The sequence below is a fragment of the Rufibacter soli genome (assembly GCF_054781795.1).
Map to the genome: position 1 here is coordinate 1,332,330 of NZ_BAAGTS010000002.1, position 15,196 is coordinate 1,347,525.

At 52.1% G+C, this 15,196-nt stretch carries 13 protein-coding genes; 8 read left to right on the forward strand and 5 right to left on the reverse strand.

Annotated elements, in window-relative coordinates; all coding sequences use genetic code 11:
- Positions 1-88 precede the first annotated feature (88 nt).
- The gene (locus tag ACYVJQ_RS07445) at positions 89-1,060 is read right to left on the reverse strand and encodes a deoxyhypusine synthase family protein (protein WP_460892444.1); all 972 of its coding nucleotides are present in this window, start codon (positions 1,058-1,060) and stop codon (positions 89-91) included.
- 97 nt (positions 1,061-1,157) lie between these two features.
- Positions 1,158-1,697, reverse strand: a complete 540-nt coding sequence (hslV, locus tag ACYVJQ_RS07450) for an ATP-dependent protease subunit HslV (RefSeq protein ID WP_460892445.1) — start codon at positions 1,695-1,697, stop codon at positions 1,158-1,160.
- Between the two features lie 541 nt (positions 1,698-2,238).
- On the opposite strand from hslV, the gene nagB reads away from it, so the two are divergent.
- Complete coding sequence (gene nagB, locus ACYVJQ_RS07455) at positions 2,239-4,161, forward strand: glucosamine-6-phosphate deaminase (RefSeq protein ID WP_460892446.1); 1,923 nt, start codon at positions 2,239-2,241, stop codon at positions 4,159-4,161.
- Positions 4,162-4,555: 394 nt separating this feature from the next.
- Here the strand turns inward: nagB and ACYVJQ_RS07460 are convergent, their stop codons facing one another.
- Both ACYVJQ_RS07460 and ACYVJQ_RS07465 read right to left on the reverse strand, forming a co-directional pair.
- Complete coding sequence (locus ACYVJQ_RS07460; protein ID WP_460892447.1) at positions 4,556-6,280, reverse strand: pyruvate dehydrogenase complex dihydrolipoamide acetyltransferase; 1,725 nt, start codon at positions 6,278-6,280, stop codon at positions 4,556-4,558.
- A 115-nt stretch (positions 6,281-6,395) separates the two neighbouring features.
- Positions 6,396-7,022, reverse strand: a complete 627-nt coding sequence (locus ACYVJQ_RS07465; protein ID WP_460892448.1) for a histidine phosphatase family protein — start codon at positions 7,020-7,022, stop codon at positions 6,396-6,398.
- A gap of 52 nt (positions 7,023-7,074) precedes the next feature.
- Here ACYVJQ_RS07465 and ACYVJQ_RS07470 point away from each other — a divergent pair, with 52 nt between their 5' ends.
- From ACYVJQ_RS07470 to ACYVJQ_RS07500, 7 genes are all read left to right on the forward strand, one after another.
- Entirely contained in the window at positions 7,075-7,497 is a 423-nt protein-coding gene (locus tag ACYVJQ_RS07470) for a hotdog fold thioesterase (RefSeq protein ID WP_460892449.1), read from the forward strand.
- A gap of 79 nt (positions 7,498-7,576) precedes the next feature.
- Positions 7,577-8,791, forward strand: a complete 1,215-nt coding sequence (locus ACYVJQ_RS07475) for a chorismate-binding protein (RefSeq protein ID WP_460892450.1) — start codon at positions 7,577-7,579, stop codon at positions 8,789-8,791.
- Positions 8,788-10,500: a 2-succinyl-5-enolpyruvyl-6-hydroxy-3-cyclohexene-1-carboxylic-acid synthase gene (gene menD / locus ACYVJQ_RS07480; protein WP_460892451.1), complete on the forward strand. Its 1,713-nt coding sequence runs from the start codon at positions 8,788-8,790 to the stop codon at positions 10,498-10,500. Before ACYVJQ_RS07475 ends, menD begins: the two co-directional genes overlap by 4 nt.
- Before the next feature lie 106 nt (positions 10,501-10,606).
- Complete coding sequence (locus ACYVJQ_RS07485) at positions 10,607-11,095, forward strand: DoxX family protein (RefSeq protein ID WP_460892452.1); 489 nt, start codon at positions 10,607-10,609, stop codon at positions 11,093-11,095.
- 412 nt (positions 11,096-11,507) lie between these two features.
- Positions 11,508-11,975 (forward strand): DoxX family protein, encoded by a 468-nt coding sequence (locus ACYVJQ_RS07490; protein ID WP_460892453.1) that lies wholly within the window; start codon positions 11,508-11,510, stop codon positions 11,973-11,975.
- Between the two features lie 99 nt (positions 11,976-12,074).
- A complete protein-coding gene (gene menB, locus ACYVJQ_RS07495; RefSeq protein WP_460892454.1) occupies positions 12,075-12,899 on the forward strand; it encodes a 1,4-dihydroxy-2-naphthoyl-CoA synthase in 825 nt (274 codons plus the stop codon).
- 200 nt (positions 12,900-13,099) lie between these two features.
- The gene (locus ACYVJQ_RS07500) at positions 13,100-14,191 is read left to right on the forward strand and encodes an AMP-binding protein (RefSeq protein ID WP_460892455.1); all 1,092 of its coding nucleotides are present in this window, start codon (positions 13,100-13,102) and stop codon (positions 14,189-14,191) included.
- A gap of 37 nt (positions 14,192-14,228) precedes the next feature.
- Here the strand turns inward: ACYVJQ_RS07500 and ACYVJQ_RS07505 are convergent, their stop codons facing one another.
- The gene (locus tag ACYVJQ_RS07505; protein ID WP_460892456.1) at positions 14,229-14,918 is read right to left on the reverse strand and encodes a hypothetical protein; all 690 of its coding nucleotides are present in this window, start codon (positions 14,916-14,918) and stop codon (positions 14,229-14,231) included.
- Positions 14,919-15,196 lie beyond the last annotated feature (278 nt).

Below are 15,196 nucleotides of genomic sequence, written 5' to 3' on the forward strand. Positions count from 1 at the left end.
TTAAAACGATAATAAATATAGTTATATTGTGTAGAAGCAAAAAAAAGCGGGACAATTTGCCCCGCTTTTCCTATTTTTTTAAAATTCCCTATTTATCCAGCACTATGGCGAAGATCAACGGGGCCACAATGGTAGCGTCTGACTCAATCACGTACTTTGGCGTGTTAATGCCCAACTTACCCCACGTGATTTTCTCATTCGGCACTGCCCCTGAATAGGAACCGTAGCTAGTGGTAGAATCTGAGATCTGGCAGAAATAGCCCCACAGCGGAACCCCGGTGCGTTGCAAATCCTGGTGCAACATAGGTACCACGCAGATAGGAAAATCACCGGCAATACCGCCGCCAATCTGGAAGAACCCAATAGTGGACTCATCTTTGGCAGTGGCAGTGTACCATTCAGCCAATTCCATCATGTATTCAATACCGGTGCGCACGGTGTGCACGTTCTTCACGTCGCCGCTGATCACGTGCCCCGTGAAAATGTTGCCCAGGGTAGAATCTTCCCAGCCCGGAACGAAGATAGGCAGGTTTTTCTTAGCCGCTTCCAGCATCCAGCTATGCTTGGGGTCAATCTGGTAAAACTGCTCCAACTCGCCAGAGTTCAGGATCTGATAGAAGAACTGGTGCGGGAAATAGGCCTCTCCGGCTTGGTCTGCTTTCTGCCAGTATTTCAACACCACGTGCTCCAGGCGGCGCATGGCCTCCTCTTCGGGAATACAGGTGTCGGTTACCCGGTTCAGGTGGCGGCCCAGGAGGTCCTGCTCATCTTGCGGGGTAAGGTCACGGTAGTTAGGAATGCGCTCATAGAAGTCATGGGCCACCAGGTTGAAGATATCTTCCTCCAGGTTGGCGCCGGTACAGGTAATGGCCTGCACCTTGTCTTCTCTGATCATCTCGGCGAGGATAATGCCCAGCTCAGCGGTACTCATGGCACCGGCCAGGGTGATCATCATCTTTCCGCCATCATTCAAGTGTACTTTATAGGCTTCAGCGGCATCTACCAGAGCGGCAGCGTTAAAATGCTTGTAATGGTCTTTCAGGAACTGCGTTACCTTCATGCTTTGCAATGGTTATTTAAATGGATGTGATTACGGTTGTTAAAACGGAATCCTTTGGTAAAAGATATTCCTGGGCTTTAACCCCTAAAAAACGGGGTTAGTTCGGCTTTTCTATGATGAAATTATGGTTGGTATAAATGCAGATATCTGCCGCAATGGTCAAGGCCTCGCGCACCATTTCCTCGGCAGTAAGGTGAGGGGCGTGTTTCTTGAGAGCCAGGGCCGCAGATTGGGCATAAGTGCTACCAGAGCCAATGGCGGCAATTTGATGGTCGGGTTCAAGCACATCGCCGGTACCAGAGATGATGAGCAGCTCCTCTTTATTAGCCACCACCATCATGGCTTCCAGCTTACGCAGGTATTGGTCTTTGCGCCAGTCTTTGGCTAATTCAATGGCCGCCCGCTTCATGTTGTTGCCGTAGGCGTTCAATTTCTCCTCAAAGCGTTCCAGTAGCGTGAAGGCATCGGCGGTGGAGCCGGCAAAACCGGTAATGATCTTCCCGTCCTGCAGCTTCCGGATTTTCTTTACGTTGCTTTTGGCAATGTATTTATCCATGGTTGCCTGTCCATCGGCCCCAAGGGCAACTTCTCCATTATGGTACACACCTAACACGGTGGTAGAGCGTATTTTGGTCATAATCTTCCTCTCTAAATAGGTTAGACGTTCTTTCTACCCTTTGGGCCGCGAAAGTACAACAAACTTACGTAAATGCCGAAGACTTGGCCCAAGCCTGCCGTTTCCGGCATTTCCCATCCGGTTCAGCCTTTGAAAGCCCATATGGTAACAGGTTATTTCTGCCTAGTGGAATTCTAAGACTATTCTGTTTTAGGCCTGTTTTCGAGAAAACGTGCCTAAAACGCACACTCTGAGGTTTAGGTTAAAGAAGCAGATGTGATCAGGGCGCCAACTCAAAATTTACTAGAAATGATTCCTTACTGGTGCCTTTGTTCGATGTATTGAAGCCAAAGAAAAGGCGGATAATTTATGGCAATAACCTACTGTGGAAATACGGGTAACTGGGCTGAAATTCTATAAAACAGGCTAAAACCGATAAAATTCTGAGCTTCTTCAGGACTTTATAAAAAAAATAAAAAAGTTTTTTATTTTAAAATTTGCGCTTTGCCGGGTCTTTATACCTTTGCTGTTTCCATACAAGGTATAACTAGCTAACCCTACTATGAGTCGTTTAAATCTCCTTGAAGAAACGCGTTTCGAAAAACTTCCTGTTACCGTTTACCCAGACCAGCACGAGGCCTCCCGCACGGTGGCCCGCCGCATCTCAGACCTAATCAAAAGAAAGCAGCAGAACGGCGAGAAGACGGTGCTGGGGCTGGCCACTGGGGCCACGCCGGTGGGCGTGTACGCCGAGCTGGTGCGCATGTACCGGGAGGAAGGGCTGAGCTTCAAGGACGTGGTCACCTTCAACCTGGACGAGTACTACCCCATGCAGCCCACGGCCCCGCAGAGCTACGTCACGTTCATGAACGAGAACCTGTTCGACCACATTGACATAGACAAGAAGAACGTCAACATCCCGGACGGCACACTGCCGCTGGAGGAGATCCCGGCCTTCTGCCTGGCTTACGAGCGCAAGATAGAGGAGCTGGGCGGGCTGGACCTGCAGGTGCTGGGCATTGGCCGGACAGGCCACATCGGCTTCAACGAGCCCGGCTCGGCGCCCAACTCTGGTACCCGGCTGGTGACCCTGGATGACCTGACCCGCCGCGACGCCTCCCGTGATTTCGGGGGCAAGGAGAACGTGCCCACCAAGGCCATCACCATGGGTATCGGGACCATCTTCAAGGCCCGCGAGATCATTTTGATGGCCTGGAACGGCAAGAAGGCCTCCATCATCAAGAAGGCCGTGGAAGGGGAGATCTCCTCTGAGGTGCCGGCCACCTACCTGCAGCTCTCAGACAACGTGGAGTTCGTGCTGGACCAGGACGCGGCCTCGGCGCTCACCCGCTTTGATACCCCTTGGCTTACCCGCGACTGCGCCTGGGACGAGTCCCTTACCAAGAAGGCGGTCATCTGGCTGTCCAACAAGGTGAAGAAACCTATCCTCAAGCTCACCGACGAGGACTACAACACCCACGGTATGGCCCAGCTGGCCGTGGACCGCGGCCCGGCCTACAACATCAACATTGACGTCTTCAACAAGCTGCAGCACACCATCACCGGCTGGCCCGGCGGAAAGCCCCACGCCGACGACACCGACCGCCCGGAGCGCGCCAACCCGGCCCAGAAGCGCGCCATCATCTTCTCGCCGCACCCCGACGACGACGTGATCTCCATGGGTGGTACCTTCATCAGGCTGGTGGACCAAGGACATGACGTGCACGTGGCCTACCAGACTTCTGGCAACACCGCCGTGTGGGACGACGACGTGCTGCGCTACATGGAGTTCGCCATTGACTTCAACGGCAGCATAGGCGACGAGAACAGCCGCTTGAAGGCCATCTATGAGGACATGCGCCGGTTCATTGAGCAGAAGCAGCCCAACCAGGTGGACACCCCCGAGATCCAGAACGTGAAGGCCTTCATCCGTAAGAGCGAGGCCATTGCAGGCGCGCGCTACGCCGGTCTTTCTGATGACCATATCCACTTCCAAGCGTTGCCGTTCTATGAGACAGGCAAGACCCGCAAGAACGCCGTCTCTGACCTGGATATCCAATTGACCATGGACCTGCTGCGTCAGGTGAAGCCCCACCAAGTGTTCGCCGCCGGAGACTTCGAGGACCCGCACGGCACGCACATTGTCTGCTTCAACATCATCCTGGAGGCCCTGCGGAGGCTGCGGGACGCCGGCGAGGGCTGGGTAGAGGATTGCTGGCTGTGGATGTACCGCGGCGCCTGGCACGAGTTCGCCGCCCACGAGATTGAGATGGCCGTGCCGCTCTCGCCCCTGGAGGTGGAACGCAAGAGGAACGCCATCTTCAAGCACCAGAGTCAGAAAGACCGCCCCGTGTTCCCCGGCGACGACGAGCGCGAGTTCTGGGTGCGCGCCCAGGAACGCAACCGCGAGACCGCCCGCCACTATGACCGCCTCGGCCTGGCCGATTACGAGGCCATGGAGGCCTTCGTGCGTTACCATTACTAATTCTGTAAGGTGCTATATGCAAAGCCGCTCCTGTTTTCAGGAGCGGCTTTGCTGTTTTAAATGGGTCCTGTTTTGAGGCTGTTTTCGTGAAAACGGGCTGTAAACAGCTGCTCTGAGTTTTGAGTTGATCTGGATTCAGACATCTTCCCCTTACCACCTGCAATGGGAATGGAAAGCACGGGATGAGGTTGGCGCCTCAGGGAAGTTGGAAACTTCCCGCTATGGAAGGTACAAGTTTGAAACTTGAACCAGAGAAAGGGGGAGAGATAGTTTAGGGCTGTTTTTGAAAAAACGGGCTTAAAACGCAAAAGAGCCGATGGATTTCTCCACCGGCTCTTTCTTATGTAAACTTCGTTTCAAACAACGAACAAATAATTACTAAAAGCTAACTAGATCACACCAGCATGGTTACCGGGTTCTCCAGGAAGGCTTTCAAGGTCTGCAGGAAGGCAGAACCTACGGCGCCGTCTACCACGCGGTGATCGCAGGAAAGGGTTACTTTCATGACGTTGCCAATCTGAATCTGTCCGTTTTTCACCACTGGGGTCTGTTTGATACCGCCCACAGCCAGGATACAGGCATCGGGTGGGTTAATGATGGCGGTGAATTCCTCAATCCCGAACATGCCCAGGTTAGAGATGGTGAAGGTGCTTCCTTCCCAGTCTGAAGGCTGGAGCTTCTTGGATTTGGCTTTACCTCCTAAGTCTTTCACCTCGGCAGAGATGGTAGACAGGGATTTCTGGTCAGCGTTGCGGACTACCGGTACCAGCAGACCTTCTTCCACGGCTACGGCCACGCCAATGTTCACCACGTTGTTATAACGGATCTTGTCACCTAACCAGGAAGAGTTCACGGCTGGGTGCTTACGAAGGGCAGCGGCGCTGGCTTTAATCACCATGTCATTGAAAGACACTTTCACAGGGGCTATCTCGTTCATGGCCACGCGGGCTTCCATGGCTTTGTCCATGTCAATTTCCATGGTGAGGTAGAAGTGCGGAGCGGTGAACAGGCTTTCTGACAGGCGGCGGGCAATCACCTTGCGCATCTGGGTAACCGGAACCTCTGTGAAGGCTTCGCCTGTTTGGGCTGGAGCAGCAACTTGGGCAGCGGGAGCAGCGGCTTTAGGGGCTTGCGCTGCTGGAGCGGCGGCAGAGGGAGTGAAATTCTCCACGTCACGCAGGACAATGCGGCCATTCTCACCAGATCCTTTGACCTGGGAAAGGCTTACGCCTTTCTCCTGGGCTACTTTTTTGGCCAAGGGTGAAGCCAACACGCGGCCCTGGTTTTCTGACCCGGCGGCAGGAGCGGTACCCTGGCCTGGTACCGGAGCACCGGCGGCCTGGTTTACCCCGTCGCCAGACTGGGACTGGGCTTCGGTTTTATGTTCTTCTACACGGGTGGCTTGTTCCTGGGAACCGGCTTGGGCTGGGTTAGTATTTCCGCCGCCCTGGCTACCACCGTTCAATAATGCTTTGTAATCGGCGCCGGCTTCGCCAATAATGGCCAGAACGCCATCAACCTGCACAGAGGCGCCGGCTTCCACGCCAATGTAAAGGAGGGTACCGTCTTCATAAGACTCCAGCTCCATGGTGGCTTTGTCGGTTTCCACCTCGGCCAGCAGGTCACCAGCTTTAACTTTATCGCCTACTTTTTTGTGCCAGGCTACTATGGTGCCTTCCTGCATGGTATCGCTCATCTTTGGCATGGTCACCACAGTGGCGTTCACGTTAGCGGCGGCGGCAGGTTGGGCGGCAGGGGCAGCTTCTTTGGCTGGTTCTTCCGTTTTAGGTTGCGCGGCGGGGGCTTCTTCTTTTTTAGGCGCCTCTGCAGGGGCAGGGGCGCTTCCGCCAGCCTCGGCCAGCAGGCCAGAAATATCTTCGCCTTCTTTGCCAATAATGGCCAGCACACCATCTACCGGTACAGATTCACCGTTCTTTGGTCCAATATATAATAAGGTGCCATCTTCATAAGACTCCAACTCCATAGTGGCCTTGTCGGTCTCTACTTCGGCAAGAACGTCCCCAGATTTTACAGAATCACCAACTTTCTTTAACCATGAGGCAATGACCCCCTCGGTCATAGTGTCGCTCATCTTGGGCATTCGGATGATTTCAGCCATAGTTTTTTAGCTCGGTTTTAAGACCTCAAAAATAGAGGCAAAATTGGTGTAATACAAATATGGGGGAAATACGTTTTTACCCTTTTTTCAAAAAAACGGCTTATAAACGTAAATTTCATCGGTTTACCTCCGCCAGGTGTGAAACATCTGCAAAGCGCTCCACCCAAAACATAGAACCTGTGAATTGCAGCTGGTACAGGCACAGATTGGCATGCACAAACTGATCCATCTGCGAGAGTGGGTAATGCAGCAGCTGGGCCAGGAGCATGCGCATGGCGCGGCCGTGCATGCAGATAAGAATGGTCTTCTCCTCTGGCCTTGACAAAATGAGGTCAATGACGGGGCGCTGCCGGGCCGCTACCTGCACGGGGCTTTCGCCGCCCTCAACGGGCAGGTCTATCTCACCTTCCTGCCACCGCCGCAGCACCTCAAAATAATAGGCGTCTTCTTCAGGGGTGATGCGCGTGCCTTCCCGGTTCCCCCAGCTGATCTCATTGAGACCCGCGTGCTGCTCATGCGGGAGCCCCAGGTCAAGGAAGCCCTGCACCGACTGGATGCTCCGCTGCAGCACGGAGGTGTAAACCTTGTCAAACGCGATGTCTTTGTAAGCCTGGAAGAATTTTTGGGCTTGCCAGCGGCCGGTTTCATTGAGGGAACTGTCAATCCCGCTTCCCTGCACTATACCCTGCAGGTTAAGGTCGGTCTGGCCGTGGCGGATAAGGTATATTTTTTTGAGGCTCAATTTTACGCTAATTTGCAGGCCCTAAGTTAGGCCATAATTACGAGAACTACGGATGAAAAGACGCGCAGATGTGACCCTGGAACAATTGAACGCCTGGAACAAGAACACGTTAGGCGAGCACCTGGGCATGGAGTATACAGAAATTGGCGAAGATTACCTCATTGGCCGTATGCCCGTAGACCACCGCACGCACCAGCCTCTGGGCCTTTTGCACGGGGGGGCCTCCGTAGCCCTGGCCGAAACCCTGGGCAGCGTGGGGGCCACCATGTTCCTGGACCTGGACAAACAATACTGCGTGGGCCTGGAGATCAATGCCAACCATGTAAAAGCAGTGCGCAGCGGGTATGTGTACGGCAAAGCCACGGCCGTGCACGTGGGCCGCAAGACCCAGGTCTGGGAAATACGTATCACCACAGAATCTGGAGGCCTGGTCTGCATTAGCCGGATTACCATGGCCGTTCTAGACAGGGCATAGGCCTTGCCGGTCATGAATCCGGCCCGGTTTTACCCCATCTCACCAAATATCGTGTCTGCTGTCTGCGTTCTATACCTACATGTCTCAGGAGAGTTCATCATTTACACCGCCGGTTACTTTAGCTGCCTCACCGGTAGAAACAGCCCATGCCTTGTTTACAGCGGCCCTTACCGCCCAACTGCCCGTAGCCCTCTGGCGGTTACCCTTCACCCAAGAGGTGCAGGTGCTGGTAGCCAGTAAAACAGAAACAAAGCTGCCGCCGCTGGAAGGTCCAAAGAAGGGATTTGCGTTCTGTCCCTTCACCGCCTCCGAGGCTGCTGGGGTGACCTTCCTTCCCGCCGACCTTTATTTTTCCGGCAAAGCCGACAGTGAAGTAGAACTAGGGGAGAATAAGTTGCCGGAGCGTTTTAAGCCTGATTTTCAGAAAACAGGCTTAAAACAAGAATTAACGTGGCCCAGCCATCCGCAAGGCTTACCCAAAGCCATTACCCGCGATGCCTTTGAGCAAACGGTGGCCACTGCGGTAAAGGCCATGCAGGCTGGTTGCCTGGAGAAAGTGGTGCTATCTAGAACCAAAACGCTGCCGCTCTTTGAGGGCTTTGACCTGGTGACGGCCTTTACCCAGCTTACCCACTTATACCCCAACGCCTTTGTTTCTTTGGTGGCTGTTCCGGGGGTAGGTACCTGGCTGGGCGCCTCGCCGGAGGTGTTGGTGCAGATTGACCGGCATCATGTCTTTAAAACCGTGGCCCTGGCCGGCACCCAACCCCTCACCGATGGCCTTACGCCCGCCGATGCCATCTGGCGGCAGAAGGAAATAGAGGAACAGGCCCTGGTACAACGGTATATAGTGAGTTGTTTCCGGCATTTACGCCTGCGCGAATACGTGGAGATGGGTCCCCGGACCATGGCGGCGGGTAACCTATTACACCTGCGCACTGATTTCAGCGCCGCCATGGATGAAGTGGGGTTCCCTAAATTGGGCACCCAGATGCTGGAGCTGTTGCACCCCACCTCGGCGGTGGGGGGTATGCCCAAGGCCTCTGCGTTGCACATGATAGGGGAACTAGAGCTCCATGACCGCCGCTATTATAGTGGCTACCTGGGACCAGTGCAGTTGGGCCAGGAAACCAATCTTTACGTGAACTTGCGGTGCGTGGAACTAGGGCCAGAAACGGTGACGGCTTATGCGGGGGCCGGCATGACCCCAGACTCCAACCCGGCCAAAGAATGGCAGGAAACCGAACTCAAAATGCAAACCGTGCTCCGTCTCTTCCAAGCCACAGAATCATGATTTTACAGTCTGTTATAGATATTGCCGAAATTTGCGCCCGCAAGGGGGTACAGGATGTGGTTCTCTCCCCAGGATCACGGTGCGCGCCTTTGACCCTGGCCTTCGCCCGCCATCCAAAACTGCGGGTACGAACCGTGCCAGACGAGCGCAGCGCCGCCTTTATTGGGTTGGGCATTGCGCAGCAGACCGGCCGGCCGGTGGTGCTGGTCTGTACCTCAGGCACAGCCGCCTATAACTATGCGCCCGCCGTAGCTGAGGCCTTTTACCAGAATATTCCGCTGTTGGTGCTTACCGCAGACCGTCCCCCCGAATGGATTGACCAACTGGACGGCCAGACCATCCGGCAGTCCCATATCTACGCCGCCCACGTAAAGCGTAGCCTTGATTTCCCGGTAGATACCAGCCACGCAGACGCGAAGTGGTACGCCTCCAGAATGATCAATGAAGCCTTGAATGAGGCCACGGCCTTCCCGGAAGGACCCGTGCACGTAAATGTGCCCTTACGGGAGCCTTTTTACCCAGAGCCAGGGGAGGAGTTCGTCTATAACCCAGACGTCAAGATTATTGAGGAGATTTCCTCGGGGTACGGGTTCTCAGACCATTTCTGGGATGCGTTGCTCCAGGAAATCTCTAAATACAAACGGGTGCTGGTGGTACCTGGCCAGGGGAAAAAAGACCAGGCGCTGCAGGAGAGATTGGTCGCCTTTTGCCGTGCTACCGGCGCTGTGATGGTCACTGATATTATCAGCAACCAACAAGTAGCAGGAGATAGCATTTCATACCATGATGTTTTCCTGGGCGCCAAGCACCTGCATTCAGAAGCAGCCCTGCGGCCAGACCTGCTAATTACCTTCCATAAATCGCTGATCTCCAAAAACCTGAAGCTGTTCTTGCGTAAGCAACCGGGCCTGCAGCACTGGCACGTGCAACCAGCCGGGCAGGTTGCAGATACGTTTCAGGCCCTCACCCGCATCATCAGAACCACTCCTGAGGCGTTTTTCTTCCAACTACGCCAGGGAGAGGAGCTGTTAGCCGTAACGCCAGCCTTTACGCAAGCATGGCATGAGCTGGACTACCAGGGTAGGGCCGTTTTAACCGGTTTTCAGGAAAACGGCTCGTTTTCAGAATTTGCCGCCTGTTACCAGACCCTTAGAAAACTCCCAGCGAACAGTGTGCTGCACTTGGCCAATAGTATGAGTGTGCGGTACGCCAACCTGATAGGGGTAGCTGACCTGGTGGATGTGGAGGTGTTTGCCAACCGGGGAACCAGCGGCATTGACGGCAGCACTAGTACTGCTGTAGGGGCGGCGCTCAGCACAGACAAACTGGTGACGTTGGTAACCGGCGACATGGCCTTTCTCTATGACCGCAACGCCCTTTGGCATAATTACCTGCCCCAGAACCTGCGCATATTAGTGCTCAATAACCATGGCGGCGGCATTTTCAGGATGATAGAGGGCCCCCGGTCACAGCCAGAACTGAGACCTTTCTTTGAAACGGAACAAATGCAGACCGCCCAGGCCACTGCCCAGGAAATGGGATTTAATTACGGTAAGGCTACAGACCAGGCCTCCTTGGAAGTGGCGCTGGCCACCTTCTTTGATGCCCAGGCAGGCCCGCAACTTCTGGAAATAGAAACGGACAGTAGTGCCAATTTTACCGCTTTTGAAGACTACAGGCAGCAGGTGCGAACCCAAGTCCGCCTGTAGAACTTGAGGTTGAAGTATTTTAAAAATATTAACGTATCCTTTGATTACTTAACATAAAATATGACGTAAATAAGGTAGGAGACGCCAGTGAAAGGGCGTTACTATTATGAAATTTACAAATAAAGTAGAAAAATGGCAGCACAAACACCACCCGGTGCTGTATGACTATGGCAGAATAGCCTTAGGGGGCTTTCTCTTGTTCAAGGGCGCTTCCTTTCTATTTAATATTACACCGCTGGTGCAAATTTTATTGGATAGCAGGCTATATTCTGTGGCTACTTACCTGGCGTATTTTATTGCCTTGGTACACGTGATTGGGGGAGCCATGATGATGGTAGGGTGGCATACCCGGTGGGCTAGTATCGCTCAGATTCCTATTGTGCTTTCTGCCCTGATCTTCTTTACCCCGGCCCACGACCTTTATTCCATCTATTCGCCATTTGCGGTAACCGTTTACACCCTGTTACTTCTGGTATTCTATGCGGTGGGTGGTTCTGGCTTTTATTCCTTTGACCACCGGTTTTTCATTCATGAGAGAAAAGAACATAAAATGAAAAAATCTCATGTGTTGGACAGAAACCTTCACCATTCCTAAGAGAAGGCCTTTTTTGCAATTTATAGTAAGCAACCCCTTCCAGATTTCTGGAAGGTACCCAATGACCAAAATACCTACCAAAAGTATCCTCATCCATTAGACCATTAAGGTCTAGCCGCCTGAAGATCCCTAAGCGCAAAGGATAACTTCTTCCTTCTTTCCTCCGAAGCAAAAACCTTTCTTTATCTACCCTAATCAAAACGAACCCAAGACAGCGGACCAATTCCTACTTTCCGCTGTAGGGCCGTTTTTTCCTACACATTAAGTCCAGAGTCCTTTTTTGTTAAATTAGAACTGATATCGCCTTTCTGAAAAGGGGCTGTCTGGGTTAAATTAACTGATATTTCAGGTATAAGATATTGGCTGCCAACGTATAATATCTTGGAGACGCTACTCTAACGGCGTTTAGAAAATGACATGGGTACAAAAAATTGATGCATGGCAGAACAAGCATCACCCAGTGCTGTATGACTACGGCCGAATCCTGCTAGGGCTTTTTATCCTGTACAAAGGCCTGATGTTTATTTCTGATACCTCTGGTCTAGCCCAGATTCTGCAAAACAGCCAGTTCAGGTTTGTGGCTTTCGGGTTGGCGCACTATGTGGCCTTTGCCCACCTGGTAGGCGGTATCTTAATTGCCATTGGGCTTATCACCCGGGTCGCCATCGCGTTCCAGATTCCTATTCTGGTAGGCGCTGTCTTCTTTTCTACGCCGGGACAGGGCTTTTTCTCCAATGAAACCCAGTTGATCCTCTCTTTGGTCACCTTATGCGCCTTGATTTTTTATTTTATTGGCGGCTCAGGCTACTATTCCGTTGACCACCGGTTTGAAGCCAATGAGCGCCGCTTGAACGAGAATAACCGGCACGCCATGCCCTAAGATTTTTAACCGTAGATCCAATTCACCGCTTACCTTTGCAGAATCTTGTAAGGGCTCCTTACCTTTATGCCCACATTGTTCTACCCTAACAAAAGGTTCATGCAAAGCAGATATAACTGGACTACTCTCAAAGAATACCAGGAAATCCTTTTCCAATTTTATAATGGTATAGCCAAGATCAGCATTAACCGGCCGCATGTGCACAACGCCTTTACCCCCCGCACAGTAGCTGAAATGATTGACGCCATGAATATCTGCCGTGATAACGCAGAGATTGGTGCCATTATCCTTACCGGCGAAGGCGGCAAGGCTTTCTGTTCTGGCGGTGACCAAAGCGTACGCGGCCACGGGGGCTACGTTGGCGAAGATACCGTTCCGCGTTTGAACGTGCTGGACCTGCAAATGCAGATCCGTCGCATACCTAAACCGGTGATTGCCATGGTGGCCGGCTGGGCCATTGGCGGTGGCCATGTGCTGCATGTGGTGTGTGACCTGAGCATTGCCGCTGAAAACGCCCGTTTTGGGCAAACTGGCCCCAAAGTAGGTTCCTTTGACGGAGGCTTCGGGGCTTCTTACCTGGCCAGGGTTGTAGGGCAGAAGAAAGCCCGCGAGATCTGGTACCTCTGTGACCAGTATGACGCCCAGGACGCCTTGCAGATGGGGTTAGTGAACAAAGTAGTGCCGTTGGTGCAGTTAGAGCAAACCACGGTAGAATGGTGCGAGAAAATTCTGGAGAAAAGTCCGCTGGCTTTGCGCATGCTCAAAGCCTCTTTCAACGCCGAACTGGACGGCCAGTCTGGCATCCAGCAATTGGCCGGAGACGCTACCTTGCTATACTACCTGTCAGATGAATCGAAAGAAGGCAAAAACGCCTTTATGGAGAAGCGGAAACCAGACTTCTCTAAGTTTCCTAAATTCCCGTGATCTGTACCAATTTATACGTTTCAGGTCTCACATTTTTTGAGACAGTAATATAATATAGCTTAAAAGCGGAGCAGTTCTGGGTGAAAACTCAAGGGCTGCTCCGTTTCTTTTTAAAGCTTTCTGTTTCTTTGCGTATAGTCATAGAAACTCCAGCACAAAATTGCTGTCCTGGTACTTGATACGCCCAATTTGATACGCTTATGGACCACCTGCTCCTCAACGGCAAGAAATTCTATTTAGATGAGATTCAGCACTATTCGTTCCGGGAAAGCATTCCTTTGAACGGCTATGAGGCCAAAACCCTGGAATTCTGTAAAAACTGGCTGCAGGGGGTACAGGAGTTTCCGGTGCAGACCTCGGGCAGTACGGGAGCGGCCAAAATGATGGAGCTAAAACGCGACCGCATGGAGGCAAGTGCCCAACGTACCCTGCGCATTTTTGGCCTAAAGCGTGAAGACCAGGTCCTGGTTTGCCTGAATACCGAATACATTGCCGGCATGATGATGTTGGTGCGGGGCTTTGTAGGCCAGCTGAACATGACCATTATAGAGCCGGTTGGCAACCCCCTGGCTGGGGTAGACCCAGAGGCGGAGTTTGATTTCGTGTCATTGGTACCGCTGCAGTTGCAGACCATTTTGGAGCAAACCCCTGAGCAAATAGAAAAGCTCAACACCATGAAGGCGGTTTTACTGGGCGGGGCCGCTATTGGGGGCCGGCTGGAGGAAATGGTGCAGGAGTTAAAGGTGCCCGTTTACCAAAGCTACGGCATGACCGAAACCATTTCCCATGTGGCGGTCAGGCGGTTAAACGGGCCTGAGAAAACCAGCTTTTACGTGGCTCCGCCGGAGGTTACTTTAGGTTTGGATGAACGCGGCTGCCTCACCATTGCCGCAGAAGTAACCGGCGGCGAAACCCTGGTCACCAATGATCTGGTGGAGCTTTTAGGTAACAATTCCTTCCGGTGGCTGGGCCGCGCCGATAATACCATCAATACAGGGGGAGTGAAAGTGCAGCTGGAAAAGGTAGAAGCCGCTCTGGAAACCGCCCTTAATAGCTTTGGCATGCACCGCCGGTGTTTTGCCGCCGCCTTGCCAGATGAAGCCCTGGGGGAACGCCTGATAGTGGTTTTGGAAGGTAGCCCGCTTACGGAGGAGGAAGAGGCCAATATCAAAGGCAAACTAAGCGAGTTATTAGGTAAATATGAACAGCCTAAACAATTTGGGTATCTGCTGCGTCTCCCAGAAACCGCCACCGGAAAAGTTGACAGAAGAGGCGGCATAGCGCTTCTTTAAGATCGTTAGGCTTGTACTGGACAAGTAGGCACCAGTATTATTTGCCCGCCCGTTTGTTGAAAAGCACAATAGCCTCATGGTATTTCTGGGCTTCCGCTAGTTTGCTGGCTTTAGGGTCTGTTTTTACCATTTCAATCACAGTTTCGGGGCTAAACACTTTCACGGGTCCACCTTCCAACTGAAGGTAATGGTAATGGCTGTTGGAAGGATATCCAAACACCGGTAAAAATCCGTAGCCACTAATTCTTCCTTTGGTCACGGGGAACAGCCAATTGTCGTCTACCGGCAATCCTACTACTAAGATGGCCCCATCTGAGGCTACTCGGGCTATTGATTTGGTGTCAGAAGGGTAAATTCTCTTAAACCTGGCCGGAGAATGCCTGCTCTCAGACTCATCCTCAAAGGTGATGAAGGATTTGTTATTTTCTCCTAAGAAGATCTTGGAAGTAGTGCCAATCACTGTTTTGTCCTGCAACTCTATGAGGTAGGAATTCTTCGCATGTCTAGCTGAGGAGAGGGTATTGGCGAAATGCGTTTTAAATAGTTCGGGCGTGAACGCAAGAAGGGCCAGTTGACTCAGATGATCATTCCTGAAATCTGGGATTTTAAACTTTTCTAGATTAGGGGCTTGTACCTTTTCTAATACAGTTTCCACCTGCGCCGAAGCATAAAATGGAAGGCTAAAGAAAGTCGCAATGCAAGCGGTAATAAGTAAATGTTTTTTCATTTGACATTAATGAGGGTAAAAGGGATTTACTTTCGTATTCCACAGGACGTGAACCTTTGAAATCACCTTCAATTTCTGAATGCTTTTCCTTGTCGTAATTTCTTTCCTTTTAGGAGATGAAATCATACAACAAATCACCTTCCAAGTGTATTCTTGAATAGCTAGTAAAAACGTTTTGAGGTAAAGACGCTCAGGCAGTTTAGCTAATTAGTATTGTACCTAAGTCCTGGTCGAGAATTTAGACCCCCAAATTAAATATATCTCTATTTTGCGTTTTG

Coding starts and splice junctions, on each gene's coding strand:
- menD (WP_460892451.1), top strand. CDS start 8,788: ATGATTTTACAGTCTGTTATAGATATTGCCGAAATTTGCGCCCGCAAG.
- hslV (WP_460892445.1), bottom strand. CDS start 1,697: ATGACCAAAATACGCTCTACCACCGTGTTAGGTGTGTACCATAATGGA.
- ACYVJQ_RS07470 (WP_460892449.1), top strand. CDS start 7,075: ATGAAAAGACGCGCAGATGTGACCCTGGAACAATTGAACGCCTGGAAC.
- ACYVJQ_RS07445 (WP_460892444.1), bottom strand. CDS start 1,060: ATGAAGGTAACGCAGTTCCTGAAAGACCATTACAAGCATTTTAACGCT.
- ACYVJQ_RS07460 (WP_460892447.1), bottom strand. CDS start 6,280: ATGGCTGAAATCATCCGAATGCCCAAGATGAGCGACACTATGACCGAG.
- ACYVJQ_RS07505 (WP_460892456.1), bottom strand. CDS start 14,918: ATGAAAAAACATTTACTTATTACCGCTTGCATTGCGACTTTCTTTAGC.
- ACYVJQ_RS07490 (WP_460892453.1), top strand. CDS start 11,508: ATGACATGGGTACAAAAAATTGATGCATGGCAGAACAAGCATCACCCA.
- ACYVJQ_RS07475 (WP_460892450.1), top strand. CDS start 7,577: ATGTCTCAGGAGAGTTCATCATTTACACCGCCGGTTACTTTAGCTGCC.
- nagB (WP_460892446.1), top strand. CDS start 2,239: ATGAGTCGTTTAAATCTCCTTGAAGAAACGCGTTTCGAAAAACTTCCT.
- menB (WP_460892454.1), top strand. CDS start 12,075: ATGCAAAGCAGATATAACTGGACTACTCTCAAAGAATACCAGGAAATC.
- ACYVJQ_RS07485 (WP_460892452.1), top strand. CDS start 10,607: ATGAAATTTACAAATAAAGTAGAAAAATGGCAGCACAAACACCACCCG.
- ACYVJQ_RS07500 (WP_460892455.1), top strand. CDS start 13,100: ATGGACCACCTGCTCCTCAACGGCAAGAAATTCTATTTAGATGAGATT.